Source organism: Mesorhizobium sp. P2_A8 (assembly GCF_056404935.1).
In genome coordinates, this window is sequence record NZ_JBFUDB010000008.1 from 256,104 (window position 1) to 278,402 (window position 22,299).

A 22,299-nucleotide genomic window follows, 5' to 3' on the forward strand; every position below is an offset into this window, starting at 1 on the left:
GACGCGCCTTAGTCCGCAACCTTGCGGCGGCGAGCTGGCCTGGTAGCCGGGCTCTTCTTGACGGGAGCCGTTTCACGGTGGCCCATGTCGCGCATCTCAAGCGCCTTCTCACATTTGGCCATGTAGTCGCGCGTCATCGGCAAGGCGTCGTTCTTCTTGGCGATCTGGATCTGGAAGATGACAAGATCCTGCCAGCGGAAAGCAGCTTCCGAGGCGGCCAGATAGAACTCCCACATGCGGCAGAAGCGCTCGTCGTAAATCGCCTTGGCCTTGTCTCGGTTGGCGGCGAAGCGCTCGCCCCAGTGCTTCAGCGTGTCGGCATAGTGCAGCCGCAGGATTTCGATGTCGGTGACGATCAGGCCCGATTTCTCGATCGCCGGCATGATCTCGGAGAGCGCGGGGATATAGCCGCCGGGGAAGATGTATTTGCGGATGAAGGCGCTAGTCGCCCATGGCACGCCGGAGCGGCCGATCGTGTGCAACAGCATGACGCCATCCGGCTTGAGCAGCGTCGCGCTCTTGTCGAAGAAGGTGCGGAAGTGGTTGACGCCGACATGTTCGAACATGCCGACCGAAACGATGCGGTCGAAACGCTCGTTGAGCTCGCGGTAGTCCTTGAGCTCGAAATGCGCGCGGCTTTCCAACCCTTGCGCATGCGCCCGGTCGGTGGCGACGCCATGCTGTTCGGTCGACAGCGTCACGCCTTGCACATCGACGTCGAAGGCCTTGGCGAGATAGAGGCCGAGCCCACCCCAGCCGGAGCCGATGTCGAGCACCGTCTGGCCGGCCTTCAGCCTGAGCTTGGCGGCGATGTGGCGTTTCTTGGCGGCCTGGGCTTCGTCGAGCGTCATGTCCGGCTGCTCGAAATAGGCGCAGGAATACTGCATGTCCTCGTCGAGGAAGAGCCGGTAGAGGTCGCCGGACAGGTCGTAGTGGCGCTGCACGTTGCGGCGCGAGCGCGAGGCGGTGTTGATCTGCTGCAGGCGGCGGAAGGCGTGACGCAGGCCCTCGATGGCTTTCGACCAGGTGGCGTCGATGCCGCCGCTGCCCATGTTCTGGAAGGCGATGCGCATCACACCCAGCACGCCACCTTCGAGGATGTCGAGCTCGCCGTCCATGTAGGATTCCGGCACCGCCAGCATCGGATCGAAGGTGATGGCGCGCTCGGCATGCGCGGTCTTGATGTGCATGTGCACCGGCTCGCCGCTGCCATCACCGAAAACCACTGTCGCGCCCTTGGGGCCGGTTACCTTGAGATTGCCGGTGCGCACCAGGCGGTCGAGAACGCGCTTCAACAGGATATTCATGACCAAATGTCCCCTCAGACAGGCTGCCTCGACGCCTGACCCAGAAGATCGAAAATCGATTTTCGGCCAGGATCACGCGCCAAACCAAAGTCCTACAGCGTCCTTTGCGCGTCCAAAGGACGCGCGGCGTTGTAGTCTGCATCAATATATAGGGGTTCGAAAAGTTCCATTTGGCACAAAAATGCCCGGGCGAGAGACCCGGGCATTGGTCCAGCATGGCCGAGGCCAGCTGGGATCGAAGCTGAGTGCGGCACGCCCGGCGGCGCGCACCGGCAACTCGAACCGTCAGGCGTTGTCTTCGCCGCCTTCGAACTCGGTGTTCGGGTCGAAGAAGTTTTCCGGCCGGGCGTTGTCGTTGATGTCGTCGCCGTAAATGGCTTCGGCGGTGGTCAGCGTCTCGCCCTTGGCCTGGCGTTCGGCCTCGTCGGCCGTGCGGGCGATGTTGAGCGTGATCGTGACTTCGACTTCCGGATGCAGCGCGATTGCCACATTGGTGAGGCCGATGGTCTTGATCGGCTGGTTGAGCAGGATCTGGTTGCGATTGACGGTGAAACCTCCCGCCGTCAGCAGCTCGGCGATGTCGCGGGTCGAAACGGAACCGTAGAGCTGGCCGGTTTCACCAGCGGAGCGAACGGCGATGAAGCTCTTGCCGTCGAGCTTTTCGGCGACCTCGGTGGCTTCCGACTTGCGCTCGAGGTTGCGGGCTTCGAGCTGGGCGCGCTGGCCTTCGAACTTCTTCTTGTTGGCTTCGTTGGCGCGCAGCGCCTTGCCCTGCGGCAGCAGGAAGTTACGGGCAAAGCCGTCCTTGACCTTGACGGTATCGCCCATCTGGCCGAGGCGGGAAACGCGTTCGAGAAGAATGACTTCCATGGTTTTGTTCCTTCGGTTGGACGCCAATCACCGGGATCGACGCCGAATGTCTTGGGAACAGGTCAGGAAGCTTGGGCGCATTGGCGCCGGTGTCGCTGTCCTGCCTGTTCAGGCAGTTAGGATCTCTCTTTGAAATCCAACCCGGGGTTTGATGTTCGACCCGGTCACGCCCGTCGTGGCCGGTGAAAAAGCGGGCGGCAAGCCGCCCGCTCGAAAGTCCTAGCGAACCACGTAGGGCAGCAGGCCGAGGAAGCGGGCGCGCTTGATCGCCTTGGCGAGTTCGCGCTGCTTCTTCTGGCTGACGGCTGTGATGCGCGACGGCACGATCTTGCCGCGCTCGGAAATGTAGCGCTGCAGCAGACGCACGTCCTTGTAGTCGATCTTGGGCGCGTTGGCGCCGGAGAACGGGCAGGTCTTGCGGCGGCGATGGAACGGGCGCCGGGTCGGGATCTGGTTGATGTCGACCATTATTCTGCACCCCCTTCAAAGCCTTCGCGCGGACGGCGCGGACCACGATCAGCACCGGCGTCGCCAAACGAGCGCGGCGGACGGTCGCCACGATCACGGTCGCCGAAGGAGCGCGGGCCACGATCGCCACGGTCGCGGTCGCCGAAGCCGCCGCGTTCCGAGCGCTCTTCGCGCTTCTGCATCATGGCCGACGGGCCTTCCTCATGCGCCTCGACCTTGATGGTCAGGAAACGCAGCACGTCTTCGGACAGGCCCATCTGGCGCTCCATCTCGTTGAGCGCGGCCGGCGGGCAGCTCAGGTCCATCAGCGTGTAGTAAGCCTTCCGGTTCTTGTTGACCCGGTAGGTGAGGGACTTCAATCCCCAGTTCTCGACCCGGCCGACGGACCCGCCATTCGCGGAGATGACACCCTTGTACTGTTCGACAAGCGCATCGACCTGCTGCTGCGAGAGGTCCTGCCGGGCAAGAAACACATGTTCGTAAAGAGCCATTATGGTTCAGTGCCTTTCTTCGTTTCTCTCCCGGTTCCCGGCGGCAAAAGCCTCTGCAACTTCTCTGACCCGCAAACCCTCGAAGGGAACGGGGAAGAAAGGAGCATGTCGAGACGGTCGAGAGCGGAGACACGGGAGGCGGAAGCACTTCTGGCTTCACACGAAGGTGTTCGAAAAAACCTCCGGCCCTCCGTTCAGCCCCCAGCTGGGACCGGCAGATTGGGGGCGTCTATACAGCAATCCGCCCACAACGCAAGCGCAAGCGGCATTCTCTTGTGTCGCAGGGCTGAAAATCAAGCAGCAACAACGGCCAGGCTTTGTGATTCCTGCAACCAGGTCTTAACCACACTGCCAGGTTGTGCGCAGTTGAACCGCCGCCATCAACGGCCCATTCATCATGGGAGGCGCAAAAGCCGGACAACCGCGCACAAAGCGGCGAGCATTTGGGGGTAAGATGCTTCTCAATAAGTTCTGGCGCTCGACGAGCGGCAATTTTACGCTTGTGCTGGGACTGGGGTTGCCGGCCATCATCACGGCTATCGCCTTTGCAACCGATGTCTCCACCCTCATGCGGGCCAGGAGCAACCTGCGGAACGCCCTCGATGCGGCAAACCTTGCCTCTTCACATCTTGGCGATCTCGACATCACCCGCAATGACGCTTTTGACCGCTATTTCCAGGCCAACATCGCCGGCCACGGCGAACTCGGCAATGCGAAGGCGACGTTGACCGTCGACAGGGGTATCAACTTCGTCAAGACGAAGGCGGTTGCCTCAGCCGACGTCAATCTGAACTTTGCCTTCCTGTTCGGCAACAGCAAGCGCATCGAGGTCGATGCCGCCGCCGTCGAATCGAACAACCAGCTCGAAGTCGTGCTGGTGCTGGACAATACCGGCTCCATGGCCGGCGCGCGCATGACGGCGCTGAGGACTGCGACGAATTCGTTGCTCAACACCCTCGAAGCGGCAAAATCGCCGACGCGCGATATCCGAGCCTCGCTGGTCCCATTCGTCACGGCCGTCAACGTCGATGGCGACGAATTCGACCCGTCCTGGATCGACATGGACGGCAAGTCTTCCACCAACGGCCTCAATTTCCCGGTCATCGACGGCAAGCGTCCCCATCATATGGCGCTTTTCAAGCAGCTCAAGGAGACCGGATGGACCGAGCCCGGATGGAACGGCACCGGATGGAAAGGCTGCGTCGAGGCGCGGCCGGGCACCTACAACATTTCCGACAGCCCACCTGACCCGGCAAAGCCCGACACGCTGTTCGTTCCGTATTTCGCGCCGGACGATCCGGAAGATGCCCAGATGCCGTCTGGCTCCTACGGCAATTCGAGCAAGTACTACAACAATTCGTATCTCGACGACGTCAGCGACAAGGTCAAGCTCGCCAAGAATAAGGACAACCTTCTCGGCATCGATCTCAGCGATCTCATCAGCGATTTGTTGACGCCCGGCAAATCCGCCAAGGAAAAGATCGCCAAATATGTTGCGCCCGCCAAGGAGCTCATCACCGAGACGGGCTCCCCCATCACCGTCGGCCCCAACCGCGCTTGCCCGACACCGGTCGTTCCCCTGACCGACGATTTCGACAAGCTGCGCAAGGCAGCAAGCCAGATGACCGAGTGGAACGGTTCGGGTACCAATGTCTCCGAAGGCCTCTCCTGGGGCATGCGGGTGCTGTCGCCCGGCGCGCCCTACACCGATGGAGTGCCGTGGAAGACGCCTGGCGTCAGCAAGATCGTGCTGTTGCTGACCGACGGGGAGAACGTCGTCTATGGCGCCAGTGAACAGCCGACGAAGTCCGACTACACATCCTATGGCTATCTGGCGGGTGGCCGTTTTGGATCGGACAACCAGACGACTGCGGCGCGCAATGTCGACGGCTGGACCAAAAGCGTTTGTACCCAATTGAAGAATGAAGGCGTGCAGATCTACACAATGGTGCTGCAATCCGACACCGCCGCCAACCGCGCGCTTTACAGTGCCTGTGCCTCGGACCCCAGCGGCTATTATGCCGTCAACGATCCAACCAAACTGCCGGACGTATTCCAGCAGATCGCCAACAAGTTCTCGAAACTGCAATTGACGAATTGAACGCGTGACCCGAGTGCGCCGGGCGGGATCCTGACGGGATCGAGTGGCTCAACTCGTGTGAGCGACGACCTTGTCGACCGTTTCGGGGAAGAAATCCGGCGCCGCGAGGCGTTTGCCGAACATCATGTCGTATTGCAACAGGCGGAAATCGCGGATCTGAGGGTCGATCTCCTTCTGCCGCGCCCAGTCGGGCGTGGCCTCGCCCGCCGGCGTCAGCAACAGGTTGCGGTCGACGACGCGGTAGCGCTCGCGCATCTCGCCCAGGAAGCCAGTGTAGTAAGGGTGGGTGATGCCGGCGGTGGTGAGGATGTGGTAGGGCAGGAACGCCGGGCTCACCGCGCCCAGGTTCTCGACCGGACCGGATCGGTTCGACCAGATGATCAGCGGCGTCTGGTGATGCTCAAGTGCGGCTTCCGGCGTCGGTTCCTTGCGCGGCGCGACATTGTCCTTCAGGAAACCAGTCTCGACATAGACCGGCCCCAGCGGAGGCAGATGATCGCCGAAGAAGGCAATCACGGTGGGACGGGAGCGTTTCTTCGCCCATTCGACAAGGCGTTCAAGGCCGCGATCGGCGTCGGCTGAGCCTTCGGCATAGCTGAGCAGCGATTCGCGCGCCCACTGGCTGATCGGTGCCTGCACCGTGTGTGTCGGATTGTAATAGCGGTTCGGCTCGTAGGGGCCGTGGTTTTGCAGGCTGACGGCAAAGAAGAACACCGGTTCGTCGCTGGCGTCGGCCTCGCTGATGATCTCGTCGGTCATCGCTGCGTCGGATGCCAGCGGACCGCGCTTTTGCATGGGCGGCAGCGTCTCTTCGGATTTGAAATCGTTGAAGCCGAAATCGGCATAGACCGCGCCGCGGTTCCAGAACCAGTTGGTGCCGGGGTGGATGGCGCGCGCCCGGTAACCCTCGCTCTTGAGGAAAGTCGCGAGCGAAGGCGTCGGTGTGCGCACATATTGCTGATAGGGAATGCTGCCGGCCGGCAGGAATGCGTTGAAGAAACCGGTCAGCGCCTCAAACTCGATGTTGGCGGTCATGCCGCCGAATTCGGGCGAGAACATCGAGCCGGAGCGCAGCGCCCGCACATTGGGGATCGGGTCGGGGGTGATGGTGACGCCGGGCAGCTTGGTCGGATCCCAGAAGGATTCGCTCATGACGATGATGATGTCGGGCTTCTCGGCCGGCACCGAGGCGGTCACATCGCTTCGGTCGATCGCCGCGACTGCCTTGTCGGAATAGCCCGGCGGCGCCGAGACATGCGCCATCGGCACGTTGAGGGCAAAGGCCAGGGCAAAGCCGTTGGAGGCATAGTTTTCCTTCTGGTCCCACATGATCGGGATGATCTGCAGCCGGTCCCTGGTCCAGGAGAAGGTGGCGTAATCCATGATCGAAACGAAGAAGGCGAGCAGCGGCACAGCCAGCGTCAACCGCGCAAGGCGACCCTTGCGGCTGAGCGCCGGAACCTTGCGGCGCCACAGCCGCCAGCCATAGACGAGCAGCGACAGGCCGGCGACGATGCCTACCACCATGGCGAGCGCGGTCATCGGCCGGTCGCGCACCAGAAGAGGCAGCAGCGCGAAGATCTGGCGGGCATAGAGGAAATCGGTGGGATAGAGCGGATCGCCGAGATAGTGTGACTTCTGGTGGCCGACGAAGGCAAGGGAAAGGGTCAGCGGTGCGACGATCATCAGGCTCTGGTGGCTGCGGCCGAGCACGGCATCGAGGCCGATCAGGATCAGCGCAAACACGACGATGGTGGTCCAGCCCGGCTTGAGCGGCTGCAGGAAGAAGGAGACTGTGCCGGCAAAGTCGCCACGCACAATCAATTCGATGGCAAACACCAGGACGGCCGCGATTGCCAGGCTGATCAGTCCATAGCGCACAACCGGCCATGTCCTGCCCGGCAGGTAGCCGGTGGACGGATCGTCTTCAAGGAACTGTGGCGCCGCCTTGGCGGCGCGTTTCGAACTCTTTGTCACCTTAACTTCCCCACCCAGCGACAAACACGTCACTCGATTGTCATATTATTGTCACCGAAAGCTAGCGCCTGTGGCGGAAATAAGAAGAGCCAGCAAACGATTCGTGAGCGGTTTTCATCAGGAGTGATCGCCAGGAAGCCTTTTGGAGCAGGCATTCGGACGGCGATGATGCCGCCCGGCGGGGTCGAACTGGGCTTGACTTGGCGGCCTGCCTTGCGTCACAGGCAAGAAAAACCCGTCTATCAGGCAAGCAAAACCAGCCCTTGGGAGCCCTCGCATGGCCGTTGCACTCACTTTCCCCGGACAAGGCAGCCAGGCTGTTGGCATGGGCAAGGATCTCGCCGAAGCGTTTCCCGAAGCGCGCAGGGTCTTCCAGGAAGTTGACGACGCGCTCGGCGAGAACCTGTCGAAGCTGATCTGGGAAGGGCCGGAGGAGACGTTGACGCTGACCGCCAATGCGCAGCCTGCCCTGATGGCGGTGTCGCTGGCCGCGATCAGGGCGCTGGAATCGCGCGGCTTCTCGCTGAAGGGCAAGGTTGCCTATGTTGCCGGCCATTCGCTGGGCGAGTATTCGGCGCTCGCGGCCGCCGGCTTCGTTTCGGTTGCCGATGCCGCCCGGCTGCTGCGCATCCGGGGCAATGCCATGCAGGCGGCGGTGCCGGCCGGCGAGGGCGCCATGGCGGCGATCATCGGACTGGACCAGGCTGACGTCGAGGCCGCCTGCGCCGAGGCGGCCCAAGGGGCTGGCAACGGCTCTGTCTGCCAGATCGCCAACGACAATGGCGGCGGCCAACTGGTGATTTCCGGCGCCAAGGCAGCGGTCGAACTGGCGGCAAGGCTCTGCACGGACAAGGGCGCCAAGCGCGCGCTGATGCTGCAGGTCTCTGCGCCTTTCCATTCGGCGCTGATGGCGCCGGCCGCGAACGTCATGCGGGAAGCCCTGGCTGGCGTGGCCAAGAATGTGCCGGTCGTCCCAGTCGTCTCCAACGTGTCGGTGACGACCTCGATCGACCCCGACGAGATTGCGCGGCGTCTGGTTGAACAGATTACTGGCCGCGTGCGCTGGCGCGAGACGGTGGAATGGTTCGGCGCAAACGGCATCACCACGCTTTACGAGATTGGCGCCGGAAAGGTGCTTTCAGGCCTGGCGCGGCGCATCAACCGCGAGATCGCCACCGCGTCGGTCGGCTCCGCGGCAGAGGTCGAGGCGGCGCTGGCGACGAATGCTTAATAGGATGCGATTTGACCCCATCCGTGCGAAGGGTGTTCTCTTCTCAATCAGGAGACAAAAATGTTCGAATTGACTGGCCGCAAGGCACTCGTCACCGGCGCGTCGGGAGGCATCGGCGAGGCCATCGCCAGGGTGCTGCATGCGCAAGGCGCCATCGTCGGCCTGCATGGCACCCGCGTCGAGAAGTTGGAGACGCTGGCTGCCGAGCTTGGCGACCGGGTCAAGCTGTTCCCGGCCAACCTCTCGAACCGCGACGAGGTCAAGGCGCTCGGCCAGAAGGCGGAGGCCGATCTGGAAGGTGTCGACATCCTGGTCAACAACGCTGGCATCACCAAGGATGGCCTGTTCGTGCGCATGTCTGACGCCGACTGGGACACCGTGCTCGAGGTCAATCTGACCGCCGTGTTCAGGCTGACGCGGGAACTCACCCATCCAATGATGCGCCGCCGCCACGGCCGCATCATCAACATCACCTCGGTGGTCGGCGTCACCGGCAATCCCGGCCAGACCAACTACTGCGCCTCCAAGGCCGGCATGATCGGTTTTTCCAAGTCGCTGGCGCAGGAGATCGCCACCCGCAACATCACCGTCAACTGCGTCGCTCCGGGCTTCATCGAATCGGCGATGACCGGCAAGCTCAACGACAAGCAGAAGGAGGCGATCATGGCGGCGATCCCGACGCGCCGCATGGGCACCAGCGTTGAAGTCGCATCCGCCGTTGCCTATCTCGCCTCCAACGAAGCCGGCTACGTCACCGGCCAGACCATCCATGTGAATGGCGGCATGGCGATGATTTGAACGAGTCCGGCGGAGTTGTTGCCGGCTTGTGAAAAGAGACCATTTCGGCTTGGACCTCAGCTATTTTTCGTGTAATGCGGCCCGCAACCCGGCGGTTCGGGCAAAAACCGGTCCGTGGCCGTTGCGTTTCCGGCAGGACCATCTTTCAGCTTGATTAGCGGCATTCTGCCCGCTAACGAAGACAGACAAACAAAAGACGAGGATGCCCCAAATGAGTGACACCGCAGAGCGCGTCAAGAAGATCGTCATCGAGCACCTTGGCGTCGATGCCGACAAAGTGACGGAGCAGGCGAGCTTCATCGATGATCTGGGCGCCGACAGCCTCGACACGGTCGAACTCGTCATGGCGTTCGAAGAAGAATTCGGCGTCGAGATCCCCGACGACGCGGCCGAGACCATCCTGACCGTTGGCGATGCTGTGAAGTATATCGACAAGGCATCGGCCTGACGCTTTCCGCAGTCATCACCGGGGAGGACCTGCGATGAGGCGTGTCGTCGTCACGGGCCTTGGTTTGCTGTCGCCGTTCGGCATGGGCTTCGAGCACAGCTGGAAGGAACTTCTGACCGGCCGCAGCGCAGCAAAGCGCATCACCGAATTCGAGGTGGAGGATCTTGCCTGCAAGATCGCCCACGTCATTCCGCGTGGTGACGGCAGCAATGCCACCTTCAATCCCGAGGCCGTGCTCGAGCCGAAGGAATTGCGCAAGATCGGCGACTTCATCCTGTACGGGATTGCCGCTGCCGACGAGGCGCTGAAGGATTCCGGCTGGGAACCCAAGACCCATGCCGAGCAGTGCGCCACCGGCGTGCTGATCGGCTCCGGCATCGGTGGCATCGAAGGCATCGCCGAAAACGCGATGATCCTCAAAGAACGCGGCCCGCGCCGCATCAGCCCTTTCTTCATCCCGGGCCAGATCATCAATCTCGTCTCCGGACAGGTTTCGATCCGGCACGGGTTGAAAGGTCCGAACCATGCCGTCGTCACGGCCTGTTCGACCGGCGCGCACGCCATTGGCGATGCTGCCCGGCTGATCATGTGGGGCGATGCCGACGTGATGGTCGCCGGTGGCGCCGAGGCGCCGGTAACGCGGCTGTCGATTGCCGGCTTCGCGGCATGCCGGGCGCTGTCGACCGATCGCAACGATGCGCCCCAAACAGCGTCGCGCCCCTATGACCGCGACCGCGACGGCTTCGTCATGGGCGAGGGCGCCGGCGTCGTCGTGCTTGAAGAACTCGAACATGCCAAGGCGCGCGGCGCGAAGATCTACGCGGAGGTGACCGGTTACGGTCTCACCGGTGACGCCTATCACATCACCGCGCCGGCTGAAGACGGCGACGGCGCCTTTCGCTGCATGACGGCGGCGTTGAACCGGGCCAAGCTGACGCCCGCCGATGTCGACTACATCAACGCGCACGGCACCTCGACCATGGCCGATACCATTGAGCTCGGTGCCGTCGAGCGGCTTGTCGGCAATGCCGCGTCCAAGATTTCGATGTCGTCGACCAAGTCGTCGATCGGTCATCTGCTGGGGGCGGCGGGTGCTGCCGAAGCGATCTTTTCGATCCTTGCCATTCGCGACAATGTCGCGCCGGCGACCATCAACCTCGACAACCCGGAGCGCGAAACCGCGATCGACTTGGTGCCCAACAAGCCGCGCGCCCGCCAGATCGACGTGGCGCTGTCCAATTCCTTCGGCTTTGGCGGCACCAACGCTTCGCTCGTCTTCCAGCGCTACAATGGCTGACCGCCCGGCTGCCGGGCGACGCTTGTCGTCAATTTTGCCATATTCGCCCCTACTCTGCCGCAGGGGATTCGTTGAGCGATCAAACGGTAGGGCGAAATGAACACAAATCCGGCGGGCAACGGAGAATTCGGGCAACGGCCGGCAACATCAGGTCCGATCATGCCGAAGACTGCAAACGAAGCGCTGCGGCCAGAGGCCGGCACGCCACCGCCGAAGCGCTCGCGGGCCTCGCGCAGCCAGATCGTCGTGTTTATGAACTTCGTCATCTCCTTGGTGATGCTGATGGTTCTGACGGCGGGCGTCGCGCTCTATTTTGGCAAGCAGGAATTCACTGAAGCTGGCCCCTCGGCCAATGGCGACACCTTCCTGGTCAAGCCGAACACCGGCGTCCAGGATATTGCCGACCAGCTCGAACGCCGCGGATTGATCAGCGACGCGCGGATCTTCCGCCTTGGCGTGCGCGCCTTCGGCAATGATTCAGCACTGAAGGCCGGCGAGTACGAGATCAAGCCCAGGGCCTCCATGCGCGACATCATGGAGCTTTTGAAGAGTGGCAAGTCGGTGATGTATTCGCTGACCGTTCCAGAAGGGCTGACGGTCGAGCAGGCGCTGCAGCGCATCGCCGACGAGCCTGCCCTGAGCGGCGACATGCCGGCGACCACTCCGCCCGAGGGCAGCCTCGCCACCGACACGCTGCGCTTCACCCGCGGCGCGACGCGCCAGCAGATGGTCGACAAGCTGCTGGCGGATCAGAAGAAGCTGGTCGAGGATGTCTGGCAGCGGCGCGCGCCGGACCTGCCGCTGGCCAACGTCGAAGAGTTCGTTACGCTGGCCTCGATCGTCGAGAAGGAAACCGGCAAGGGTGACGAGCGTTCGCGGGTTGCCGCCGTCTTTCTGAACCGGCTGGCCAAGGGCATGCGCCTGCAATCTGACCCGACCATCATCTACGGCCTGTTCGGCGGCAAGGGCAAGCCAGCGGAGCGGCCGATCTACCAGTCGGACATCCAGAAGCAGACGCCCTACAACACCTATGTGATCAACGGCTTGCCACCGACGCCGATTGCCAATCCGGGTCGTGCGGCGCTGGAGGCGGTGGCCAATCCGTCGAAGACCGACGACCTTTACTTCGTCGCCGATGGCACCGGCGGGCACGTCTTTGCCGCGACGCTGGAAGAGCACAACGAGAACGTCGCCCGCTATCGCGCGTTGCAGAAGAAGCAGGCCGATGACGCCGCCAAGGCTGCGGGCGCCGGTGACACCAATGCCGACAAGCCGGCTGACGGCACCAATGCCGACAAGCCGGCTGACGCTGGCGACGACAGCGGTGATGGCGGCGGCGATGCGGGTGCTGCCCAGTAGGATGAAGAAAGGCGTTGCCCAACAGGCGACGCCCTGACATTTGGAAGAGCCGCGCGTCCGATTTCGACGCACCTGCGGCGCAGTCATTTCAACCGCACGTGCTCCTCTCCGGACAACCGGTTTCGGGCTGATGCGCCAGGGACTTGTGGGCGATATGAATTTGCAGAGCATGACCGGTTTTGCACGTGCCGTCGCCGAGCATGAAGGCACCGCGATCGCCTGGGAGGTCAAGTCCGTCAACGGCAAGAGCGTCGAGGTGCGGCTGCGGCTGCCGCAAGGCTTCGAGCGACTGGAACCGGCCGTCAGGCAGACGCTTCAGAAGCGTTTTGCGCGCGGCAATTTCCAGGCGACACTGACCATCGGCCGTGCCGCCGGCGCGCAGGCGCAGCCAGTCGTCAACGAATCCTTCCTGAAGGACCTGGCGGGGCTTGCCAAGCGGTTGCAGGAGCAGTTCGGCGTTGCCCCCGCGACGGCAGACGGATTGCTTTCGCTGCGCGGCGTGCTTGATATTCCCGAAACTGTCGAAACCGAAGAAGTGCGCGCCGCGCTCGACATCGCGATCATGGCCGCGCTCGAGGTGGCCCTCAAAGGACTGGAACAGGCACGACAGGGCGAAGGTGCCGCACTGGCCTTATTGCTGGCGGGCCACATCGACGCAATCGAGGCGCTGACGCAGCAAGCCGAGGCGGATCCGTCACGCGAGACGGTAGCGATCCGCGAACGCCTCGCCGAGCAGGTCAGGCTGCTGATGGATGCTTCCGCCAATCTGGACGTCACCCGGTTGCACATGGAGGCGGCTTTCCTCGCCACCAAAGCCGATATCCGCGAAGAGATCGACCGCCTGAAAACGCATGTCGCATCTGGCCGGGCACTGCTTGAGGGTGGCGGTGCGGTCGGCCGCAAGCTCGATTTTCTGGCACAGGAATTTAACCGCGAATCGAATACGCTGTGCTCGAAGTCGAACGCCGCTACGGTCACCGCGATCGGGCTGGAGCTGAAGGCCGTGGTCGACCAGTTTCGTGAACAGATCCAGAATCTGGAGTAGCCAATGGTTGCCAAGGATTTAGGGTCCCGCATTCGCCGCCGGGGCCTGATGCTCGTCTTGTCGTCGCCATCGGGGGCTGGCAAGTCGACGATCGCGCGCAACCTTCTTGAAAGCGATTCCAGCCTCGAACTGTCGGTGTCGGTCACGACCAGACCGCGCCGCGGCAGCGAGATCGAAGGTGTTCACTACCATTTCCGGACCATGCGCGATTTCGAGCGGCTGCGCGATTCCGACGCGTTGCTGGAATGGGCCGAGGTGCACGGCAATTGCTACGCGACACCGCGCGAGCCGGCCGAACTGGCGCTGGCTGAAGGACGCGATATGCTGTTCGACATCGACTGGCAAGGCGCACAGCAGCTCAAGGAGAAGATGCGCGCCGACATTGTCTCGATCTTCATCCTGCCGCCGTCGATGAAGGAATTGAAAGCGCGGCTGAAGCGCCGCGCCGAAGATCAGGAGGCGGTGATAGAGACGCGGCTGAAGAATGCCCGCAACGAGATCGAGCACTGGAAGGAATATGATTTCGTCATCGTCAATGACGACCTCGACCGCGCCTTCGCCGAAGTGCGCGGCATCGTCGTCGCCGAGCGGCTAAGGCGCGACCGCCGGCCCGGCCTGTTCGATTTCGTCTCGGGATTGTTGGACGAGAAGACGGGCTGACTGGCTTCAGGGCGCCATGCCGTCGACCAGGATCAGATTGCGGCTGAGCGCGGCATCGCGCACGTCCAGCGCCGCCGCATACTCAGCGGAGGCGTACCAACGCCTGGCTCGTTCCATGTCAGGAAATTCGACGACGATCAGCGGTCCGGGATGCCACTTGCCTTCCAGCGTCTCCACCTGGCCGCCACGCAGATAGCGCCCGCCATGCTGGGCGATGGAGGCAGCGGCGCGGGATCGGTAGATCTCGATCGCCTCTTCGTCGCGGATCGTGACATCGGAAATGACATAGGCAGGCATTTTGGTTCTCCGGCATGTTCGCCAGATTATCTATGCCCTGACCGAGGCGATTCCAGACCTGCCGGCGCTACACCGTGTTGGTCAGGCGTACGAATTCCTCGACACTGAGCGTTTCGGCGCGGCGTGTCGGATCGATGCCGGCGCGCTCGAGCAAGGCTTCGCCGCCGAGGCTTTTCACGCTCTGCCGCAGCATCTTGCGGCGTTGGCCAAAGGCGGCTTCGGTGACGCGGCCGAGTTTTTTCACATCGGTGGGCAGGGGTGTCGCGCGCGGCTCCAGATGCACCACTGAAGAGGTGACCTTGGGCGGCGGCGTGAAAGCCTGTGGCGGCACGTCGAAGGCGATCCTGGCCTGCGTGCGCCAGCCGGCCAGCACGCCAAGCCTGCCATAGGCATCGCTACCGGGTGCGGCGACGATGCGTTGGGCCACCTCGCGCTGGAACATCAGCGTCATCGATGCGTAGAAGGGTGGCCATTCGCCGACCGTCAACCAGCGCACCAGCAGCTCCGTGCCGATGTTGTAGGGCAGGTTGGCGATGATCTTCACCGGTCGGCCGGCTCCTTCACTGGCCAGTGCTGCGAAATCCGTCTTCAGCGCATCGCCGGATACAATCTCCAGCCGGCCGGGATAATGATCCGATACTTCGGCGAGCGCAGCCAGACAGCGTTCGTCGCGCTCGATGGCAATGACGTGACGCGCGCCGTTGGAGAGCAATGCGCGAGTAAGCCCGCCGGGGCCGGGACCGACCTCGATCACGGTCGCATTGGACAAGTCGCCGGCGGTGCGGGCTATCTTGCCGGTGAGGTTGAGGTCGAACAGGAAATTCTGGCCGAGCGCCTTCTTTGCCTGCAGCCCATGACGCTCAATCACCTCGCGCAGCGGCGGCAGCCCGTCGATGCTCATGTGCACAGGCTCAGGCAGGAAGCGCTCATGCGGCGGCCGCCTTTGTGCCGGTGTCGGCCAATCGCCTGGCAAGCTTCAGCGCCGCCATCAGGCTGTCGGGCCGCGCCACGCCTTTGCCGGCGATGTCGAAGGCGGTGCCGTGGTCGGGCGAGGTGCGGATGAAGGGCAGGCCGAGCGTGACATTGACCGCCTCGTCGAAGGCCAGTGCCTTGGTCGGGATCAGCGCCTGGTCGTGATACATGCACAGGGCTGCGTCGTAGCCGGCCCGCGCCCGGGCGTGGAACAACGTGTCGGCGGGCAAGGGCCCGAAGGCGTCGATGCCTTCTGCCCGCAGGATGTCGATTGCCGGGCGCACGATACGCTCGTCCTCGAGGCCCATGGCGCCGCCTTCACCCGCATGCGGATTGAGTCCGGCAATGGCCAGCCGCGGCCGGGCTATGCCGAAGCGCTGGGTCAGATCGGCGGCGGTGATGCGCGCGGTCGCGACGATCAATGCGGTGGTCAGCGTCTTCGGCACCTCCGCCAGGGCGATGTGGATGGTGACGGGCACGGTGCGCAGGTCGGGGCCGGCCAGCATCATCACCGGCATCGCCTCGACGCCGCTGTATCGGGCCGCCAGATGCGCCAGATACTCGGTGTGGCCGGGAAAGCGGAAGCCGGCATCGTAGAGCGGTTTCTTGGCGATCGGGCAGGTGACGACGGCTGCGGCTTCGCCGGCAAGGCAGTCGGCGACGGCACGATCGATGGCCTCGATGGTGGCGGCCGCGTTGGCCTGGTCCGGCCGGCCGGGGCTGTCGATGCAGCGAGCGGCCAGTGGAACGATCGGCAGGGCGCGTGCAAACACTTGCGCCGCTTGCGCTGGCGTCGTTTCGACGATCGGCAGCGAAATGCCAAGGAGGCGCGCCCGGGATGCGATCAGCGCCGGATCGGCGAGCAGATAGAAGGGCGGCAAGGCGGCAGCCTCGCGCGCCATGAAGGCTGCAATCGCGATCTCCGGCCCGATGCCGGACGGATCGCCGGCGCTCAACGCGAGCGCAATCACCGTGCTGCCCACGTCAGCGCTTGACGATGCGGGCTTTCGCCTTCAACTCGTCGACATATTTCTTGCTGAGCTCGTCGGCATTCTTGTCACCGGAGCTTTCGCCCTGGAACACCATCTGGGCGACCTTGTCGTCGGACACTTCGCGCGACGAGCAGATGCCGATGAATTCGACGCCGCGGTCGGTCTCGCGCGTGGGGGTGGCGCCGCCGACCTTGGTAGCCTTGACCTGTTCGGCCCAGTCCGCCGGCAGTTGCGGCGCCAGCACGCGGCCCAGATCGCGAACGGTGACGTCGATCAGGCCCTTGGCGAATTCGCGCGTCGTGTTGCAACCGTTGAAGCGGGTACGCATGGCGTCGGCCTCGCGCTTGCGCTTGGCCAGCGTCGCGCTGCGCTCTGCCGCCGGCACCACGAAGATGACCTGCTGCAGCATGTACTCGGTGGCGCTCGGCTTGGCGCCGCCTTTTTCGAGCATCTTCCTGACAAGGTCCTGTTCGCTGACAGCGCCGGTGCCGTCGCCGGAACGGTAACGCGCGCTCAAGGCCTGGTTCCAGGCCATCTGGGCGCGGATGAATTCCTTGAAGTGTTCCTTGCTGACCCCGGACTTCGCCATGACGCCGTCGAGCTGGCTGAGCTGCATCTTGTTGCTCGAGGCAAAGCGCTGGTAGGCGGCCTCGACCTGCGCGTCGCTGATGCGGATGCCAAGCCGCTTGGCCTCGGCCATGCGCAGCGTCTGGTCGATCATTTCCTGGGCGGCGTCGCCCTTCTTGCGCTGCAGCTTCAGAAAGGCGGCGCGATGTGCGATGTCGCCGGTGGTGACCGGAATGTCGTTGACGACGTACTTGATCTCGCTGGCGAAAGCCGGCGGCGTCATCACGGCGATCGACAGGGAAGTCGCCGCCACAAGCAATGCGAACCCTGCTGAAAAGAGGTATTTCCTCATCGTTGGTATCCCAATTCTATCCCGGTCCCGCCCAATTTTATCTTTTCCGGTGCGCGAAATCCGTGCCAGCCCTATGCGGCGAAACGATGTCGCCGACTGTTACTGGATCGTGCCGAGGGTATTGCTCGACGAGCCAAAGTCGCCGAGGGTGCGGAACGACAGGTTGAAGCCGATGCTCTGCGTCACCTCCCTGGTGTTCAGGTCGCGCGACTGCGAGTACGACATCAGATAGGTAAAGCAGGAATCGTTGTAGGCGAAGCCGACGCCATCCTTGACCAGCAGGGCTTCCTGCAGATCGTAGGTTCCGGTTCCGAAGACGCGCCAGTTCTCGGCCAGATGCGTCGATGCACCAAGCGTGACCTCATGGCGGTCGGTCGTGAAACCATACAGTGGCTGGGCCTGGATGAAGGCGTATTTGGCACTCAGCGCCACCGGCAGGCCGGAGTAGGCGGCTTTCACCTCGGCGCGGCGAACTTCAAAGCTCTGTTCGTCGAAACGGCCGCTGAGCGAGGCCGCGAAGCCATTGGGGCTGTTGAAGCCAACCAGGCCGACATAGTCCGACTTGGTGTTTTCGAGGCCCGAATAGGCGCCGACATTGACCAGATCCGGCGCGGCGAAGGAGTTCTCGCCGCCAATCTGATAGGACTGGCCGAAAATGGCATTGGTGCCCCAACCGTTGTTGTAGGAGCCGGAATAGCGCAGGCCGACATTGGCACGCGAACCGCCTTCGACACGGTCGTAGCCGGAAAACTTGTCGCGTTCGAACAGGGTGGTCGCGTCGAAGACCATGCTTTGGGCGTCTTCGTTGGGAATGGCGAGACCGCCGACATACTGCTCGTTCGGGCGCATGAAGACCTGCGCCATCGGCTCGAACACGTGGCTTGAATTGGTCGCCGAAAACAGCACAGGCCAACGCATTTCGAGCCCGGCGGTCGCCATGTAGCGGGCAAACGACGAGCGCATGTCGGCGCTGGTATTTATCTCAGGGTTCATCGCCATCTCGTTGATGGCGGCAAGCGAGGCCGACGAGGCGTTCAGGTAGTCGGCGTCCGCCTGCAGGGCGAGCAATGGCGTCAGCACCAGCCCGCCATCGGTGACGAATGTCCGCTTCCACTCGGCTTCGGCGGTGAGACGTCCGGATTCGCCTTCGATGCCACGGACACGCTCGGTTGGAGTGGCCGAGTTATACGGGGTCGAAAAGGCTTGATCGAGATCGTCGCGGCGGATGATGCGGGAGTTGACATTGAGCGACAGCTGGCCGCCGGCCACCGACATGTCGGGAATATAGGCATAGTCGAGCGACGGCAGCACCCAGGGCTGCTGGTTGGCGCGCGCCGCGATATTGCCGTTGGGCGTATCTTCCTGCACCTCGAAATGCATGGCGCGCAGGTCGAAATAATTGCGGTCGTTGAGACCGGTCAGGTAGACCGACGACTGGTGGACGCTGGAACTATACTTGTCGATATTATAGGTGTTCGAGAAGTTCTTGTCGGTCTGCAGCAATACGTCCCAGCCGAAATTCCAGCGCGGATTGATGGCGAACTGTCCTTGGGTGCCCATCATGCCGCGGAATTTGTTCGGATCGCCAACTTCGCCCGAATCGACGTTGTGGCCAGAGGTGGCGGGAAAGCCGGACGCGTCGAGAAAGGCATCGGGATCTTGCTGATGAATTCCGGCGATCTTCAAACTGTACTGGCCATTGTTGAAGCGCTGGCGCCACTCGGCCTCACCGAGGAAGCCCTGCTTGGTGTAGCCGGTGCCGGTGACGGTCAGGTCGTAGGTCGGTGACAATGCGAAATAATAGGGAACTTTGACGCCGACGCCGAGATCGCTCTTGTAGACGATGCTGGGGATCAGGAAGCCGCTCTTGCGCTTCACTGTCGGGTCGGCAATCTCGAACGCAGGCAGATAGGCGAGCGGGAAGCCGAAGAATTCGAAATTCGCGTTCTCGAAGCGAACCGTCTTCTTTTCGCCGTTCCAGATGATCTTCCTGGCCTTGACGCGCCATGTCGGCGCCTTGTCGGGCTTGTCCTCGCACGGTTCGCAGGCGGTATAGACGCCGTTGTGGAACGTCGTCAGCACGCCGCCCATGCGCTCGGCGCTTTCGGCGGCGAAATAGGCCTTGTCGATGGTTTCGACCCGTAGTGCGTTGACGAAGCCGTCGGCGAAGTCATCGGTGATGTCGATGTGGTCCGAATTGATCTTGGTGCCGTCGCTGTTGACGACTTCGACATTGCCGCTCGCGACCATCCGCTTGGTATTGCGGTTGTACTCGACCCGCTGGGCGACAAGGCGATTGCCGCCATAGTCGATCTGCACGCCACCGACGGCAGTCACCGTCTGGTTGTCGTTGTTGTAGACCAGCGTGTCGGCGGCCAGCAGCATCTGCGAGCCGGATGGAACCGTCGTCGCCATGTCGCCGACGTCCTGCGCAAGCGCGGGCATCGGCACGGCGCAGGCAAGCAGGCACGCCAAGGCGCTGGCCGCATAGAGGCGCGCCAAACCGGCCTGCCTGTTGCTGGGCAAAAACGCCTCCCTCACTAGCCGTCTTCCTTGTATAGCAGGAAAGTCACCCCGAAGAACATAGCCACCACGACCGGTACCCAGGCGGCTATGACAGTCGGCACGAACCCCGCCACGCCGAATGCCTTCACCAGCACCGAAACGACATAAAGCAGAAACCCGGCGACGATGCCACCCAGAATCATCGTTGCCGACTGCCCCATCCTAGCAAATCGCATTGAAACTGTTGCCGCAATCAGCGTCATCGCGACGAGAAGGAACGGCAACGCCACCAGCGAATCAAACTGCATGGCAAAGGCATTTGCCTTGAGGCCGAAGGAGCGGGCAACCTCGATTTTTCCGGGCAGGTCATAGAAAGGGATGGTTTCGGGACGCGCCAGTCGCTCCTGCACGAATTCAGGCTTCAAATTGGTCGGCACGCGATCGCTTTCCGATGCCTGGATCGTGCCGTTCTGGAATGTTTTGACGTCCCGCAATTCCCAATAGCCGTCGCGCAGGAAGGCGCGCGCGGCGTCCTTGCGCTCGACGATGTTGCCTTGCGGATCGAGAATGAAAAAGACGACATCGGCCATCTCGAGGCCTTGGTCGAGGATGGCCCGTGCGCCGATGATGGTGTCCCCGGAACTGGTTTTCTGCCGGATCCAGGGTGCCGCATCGGCAGAAACCGTGTTCGATTTGCCGCTGCGCAGCTGGGTTTCGATCTGCTCGGACCAGGAAAAGGCGTGCGCGGCGAGCGGATTGATGACGCCGACCGACAGGACGCCGAACAGCAACGCTCCGATGCAGCACGGCAACAGGAATTGCCAGGCGGAAACGCCGGCGGAACGTGCGATCACCAGCTCGTAGCGCCGGTTGAGCGACACCAGCGTCGCCATAGCCGAGAAGAGGCCGACAAACGGCACCGTCTGCAGCATGATCATCGGCATCCGCAGCCCGGAAATGGCCACTGCCGTCCCATAGGTGAAGCCCGGCAGGCCGGTGGTGCGACCGGAGAGCTCGGTGAAATCGATCAGGAACACCAGCGCCAGGAGGCCGATGAAGAACCAGAAGGTGATCGTCACGTAACGAAAGAAGAAATAGCGGCCCAGCGTCCAGCCCATCAGCTGACCCCTTGCCCAGAAGCGCCGCGCCCGGACAGACGCAGCTTCAGCGCGTTCCAGCTGTCACCGATGCGGGTGGCGAAGTTTGTCATCCAGTCCGCCCAGGCTATCGGCAGTTCCATGGTCCGGTTGGAGACGATGAACCAGATCGCCACCGCCGAAGCCACAATAGGCACGCCATAGACCATATAGGCGTATTGCGGGATCTCATCGGCCTTGCTAGCGGCAAAGAAGCCCAGCCAACGCACGAACAGCGATATCGAAATCGCCGTGATCAGCGGATTGACGCGCGCCTCGCGGTGCGAGCGCGCGTCCCCCGCGACCGCGAGCGCGATCAGCGCGAAGACGATGGAATAGGTCCATTCCGAAAACCGCTGGTTGAGCTCGGCCCGGTATTCAAGCGGAATTTGCTGGTAGTTCTTGTCGTTGGGGTTTGGATTGAGCAGGTACTGGGTCGTCTGGTCCTTCGGCAGCAGGTTCACCTCCGAAGCCGCCGCCATGAAGGCCGACATATCGAAGGCATAGGATGTGAACCGGATGACCGACAGGTCGCCGGTCAGCGTTTTGCGATGGATGACGCCGTCATTCATCATCAGCACCTTTTCGCCGCCGCGTTCGATGATGTTGCCGGTCTTGGCGTAGTAGACGAGGTTGACCCCTTCTTCGCGTGAATCCGCGACGAAGATGCCGCCCAGCCGATTGTCGGGAAGCCGCTCGCCGATCTGCAGGAACAGCCCGTCCTCGATCTTGCGGAAGGTGCCTTCCTGGATGATCAGCGACAACAGATCCGCGTGCGACGCCGCCACCAGGGCGCGGTTTTTCTGCCGTGCATAGGGGTCGATGCCGTTATCGACGGCAAAGGAAAAGACGCTTGCCGCGAGCGCCAGAAGCATGATCGGCCGCACGATCGTCCAACGCGAGGCGCCGGCGGCGTTGACGACGGCAAGCTCGGAATCCGAATTCATGACGGACAGTGTCTGTGCCACCGCCACCACCAGCGCGAAGGGCACGACGATCGGGATGATGGAGGGAAGGATGAGAGCGGCGACCTCGAAGAAGGTCAGCGACGACTGGCCGCTGTCGGTGACCAGGTCGATCTTGGCCAGCACCTGCGTCGTCCACACGATGGCCAGCGTCCACACAAGCGCGGCCAGGAAGACCACGAAAGCGCGGCGCATGATGTAGCGTTCAATGACCTTCATGAAGGCTTTTCTCGATCTTTTCGAACGGCATCATGCCACCACGCAAGGGTAGCGGTCCGGCGGCGCCTGCACAACTGGCTCCATCAGGTGATCGGCCCGGTCCCGTCCCAAGTCACCCGTCTCGGTGCGCCGGAGTGTCGTTGCGAATGGATAAGAAAGGGCGAACATCGATGGTTAACAACAGGTTGCGGCAAAAAGCGGGGCCGTGCCGCGAGGAATCACCATCGATTCCGTTGGTCATA

Annotated in this window: 20 protein-coding genes; 8 read left to right on the forward strand and 12 right to left on the reverse strand. The window is 62.7% G+C overall.

The annotated features are described in order from the left end of the window. Positions 1–8: 8 nt before the first annotated feature. The 4 genes from AC1D10_RS24025 to rpsF form a co-directional block, all read right to left on the reverse strand. Positions 9–1,307, reverse strand: coding sequence for a class I SAM-dependent methyltransferase (locus AC1D10_RS24025; RefSeq protein ID WP_477276245.1), 1,299 nt, complete (start codon positions 1,305–1,307; stop codon positions 9–11). 285 nt (positions 1,308–1,592) lie between these two features. Next, positions 1,593–2,177 (reverse strand): 50S ribosomal protein L9, encoded by a 585-nt coding sequence (rplI, locus tag AC1D10_RS24030; protein ID WP_477276247.1) that lies wholly within the window; start codon positions 2,175–2,177, stop codon positions 1,593–1,595. Between the two features lie 219 nt (positions 2,178–2,396). Further along, positions 2,397–2,645, reverse strand: coding sequence for a 30S ribosomal protein S18 (rpsR, locus tag AC1D10_RS24035; RefSeq protein ID WP_006203718.1), 249 nt, complete (start codon positions 2,643–2,645; stop codon positions 2,397–2,399). Then, positions 2,645–3,136, reverse strand: a complete 492-nt coding sequence (rpsF, locus tag AC1D10_RS24040; protein ID WP_477276249.1) for a 30S ribosomal protein S6 — start codon at positions 3,134–3,136, stop codon at positions 2,645–2,647. The genes rpsR and rpsF overlap by 1 nt, the downstream gene beginning before the upstream one ends. Positions 3,137–3,590: 454 nt before the next feature. On the opposite strand from rpsF, the gene AC1D10_RS24045 reads away from it, so the two are divergent. Then, positions 3,591–5,237, forward strand: coding sequence for a pilus assembly protein TadG-related protein (locus AC1D10_RS24045; RefSeq protein WP_477276251.1), 1,647 nt, complete (start codon positions 3,591–3,593; stop codon positions 5,235–5,237). Positions 5,238–5,285: 48 nt separating this feature from the next. Here AC1D10_RS24045 and AC1D10_RS24050 read toward each other — a convergent pair whose 3' ends face one another. Beyond that, a complete protein-coding gene (locus tag AC1D10_RS24050) occupies positions 5,286–7,238 on the reverse strand; it encodes an LTA synthase family protein (RefSeq protein WP_477276629.1) in 1,953 nt (650 codons plus the stop codon). Positions 7,239–7,491: 253 nt separating this feature from the next. Here AC1D10_RS24050 and fabD point away from each other — a divergent pair, with 253 nt between their 5' ends. The 7 genes from fabD (at position 7,492) to gmk (ending at position 14,052) form a co-directional block, all read left to right on the forward strand. Further along, positions 7,492–8,445: an ACP S-malonyltransferase gene (gene fabD, locus AC1D10_RS24055; protein WP_477276252.1), complete on the forward strand. Its 954-nt coding sequence runs from the start codon at positions 7,492–7,494 to the stop codon at positions 8,443–8,445. 60 nt (positions 8,446–8,505) lie between these two features. Next, complete coding sequence (gene fabG, locus AC1D10_RS24060; protein ID WP_477276254.1) at positions 8,506–9,243, forward strand: 3-oxoacyl-[acyl-carrier-protein] reductase; 738 nt, start codon at positions 8,506–8,508, stop codon at positions 9,241–9,243. Between the two features lie 211 nt (positions 9,244–9,454). Then, positions 9,455–9,691, forward strand: coding sequence for an acyl carrier protein (locus AC1D10_RS24065; RefSeq protein ID WP_006203723.1), 237 nt, complete (start codon positions 9,455–9,457; stop codon positions 9,689–9,691). 34 nt (positions 9,692–9,725) lie between these two features. Continuing rightward, entirely contained in the window at positions 9,726–10,988 is a 1,263-nt protein-coding gene (fabF, locus tag AC1D10_RS24070) for a beta-ketoacyl-ACP synthase II (protein ID WP_477276256.1), read from the forward strand. Positions 10,989–11,084: 96 nt separating this feature from the next. Beyond that, positions 11,085–12,347, forward strand: a complete 1,263-nt coding sequence (mltG, locus tag AC1D10_RS24075) for an endolytic transglycosylase MltG (protein ID WP_477276258.1) — start codon at positions 11,085–11,087, stop codon at positions 12,345–12,347. Between the two features lie 154 nt (positions 12,348–12,501). Continuing rightward, positions 12,502–13,392: a YicC/YloC family endoribonuclease gene (locus AC1D10_RS24080; RefSeq protein ID WP_477276260.1), complete on the forward strand. Its 891-nt coding sequence runs from the start codon at positions 12,502–12,504 to the stop codon at positions 13,390–13,392. A gap of 3 nt (positions 13,393–13,395) precedes the next feature. Next, complete coding sequence (gene gmk / locus AC1D10_RS24085) at positions 13,396–14,052, forward strand: guanylate kinase (RefSeq protein WP_095086392.1); 657 nt, start codon at positions 13,396–13,398, stop codon at positions 14,050–14,052. A 6-nt stretch (positions 14,053–14,058) separates the two neighbouring features. On the opposite strand, the gene AC1D10_RS24090 is transcribed toward gmk, so the two are convergent. From AC1D10_RS24090 to lptF, 7 genes are all read right to left on the reverse strand, one after another. Then, positions 14,059–14,349 (reverse strand): DUF1330 domain-containing protein, encoded by a 291-nt coding sequence (locus tag AC1D10_RS24090; protein WP_477276263.1) that lies wholly within the window; start codon positions 14,347–14,349, stop codon positions 14,059–14,061. A 67-nt stretch (positions 14,350–14,416) separates the two neighbouring features. Next, positions 14,417–15,250 (reverse strand): 16S rRNA (adenine(1518)-N(6)/adenine(1519)-N(6))-dimethyltransferase RsmA, encoded by an 834-nt coding sequence (gene rsmA / locus AC1D10_RS24095; protein ID WP_477276265.1) that lies wholly within the window; start codon positions 15,248–15,250, stop codon positions 14,417–14,419. A 25-nt stretch (positions 15,251–15,275) separates the two neighbouring features. Further along, entirely contained in the window at positions 15,276–16,304 is a 1,029-nt protein-coding gene (gene pdxA, locus AC1D10_RS24100; RefSeq protein ID WP_477276267.1) for a 4-hydroxythreonine-4-phosphate dehydrogenase PdxA, read from the reverse strand. A gap of 1 nt (position 16,305) precedes the next feature. Next, positions 16,306–17,232, reverse strand: coding sequence for a SurA N-terminal domain-containing protein (locus AC1D10_RS24105; RefSeq protein WP_477276269.1), 927 nt, complete (start codon positions 17,230–17,232; stop codon positions 16,306–16,308). A gap of 99 nt (positions 17,233–17,331) precedes the next feature. After that, positions 17,332–19,773 (reverse strand): LPS-assembly protein LptD, encoded by a 2,442-nt coding sequence (locus AC1D10_RS24110; RefSeq protein ID WP_477276271.1) that lies wholly within the window; start codon positions 19,771–19,773, stop codon positions 17,332–17,334. Then, the gene (gene lptG / locus AC1D10_RS24115; RefSeq protein ID WP_379106642.1) at positions 19,773–20,858 is read right to left on the reverse strand and encodes an LPS export ABC transporter permease LptG; all 1,086 of its coding nucleotides are present in this window, start codon (positions 20,856–20,858) and stop codon (positions 19,773–19,775) included. The genes AC1D10_RS24110 and lptG overlap by 1 nt, the downstream gene beginning before the upstream one ends. Then, on the reverse strand, positions 20,855–22,057 hold the full coding sequence (gene lptF, locus AC1D10_RS24120) for an LPS export ABC transporter permease LptF (protein WP_477276273.1): 1,203 nt from the start codon (positions 22,055–22,057) through the stop codon (positions 20,855–20,857). The genes lptG and lptF overlap by 4 nt, the downstream gene beginning before the upstream one ends. Positions 22,058–22,299 lie beyond the last annotated feature (242 nt).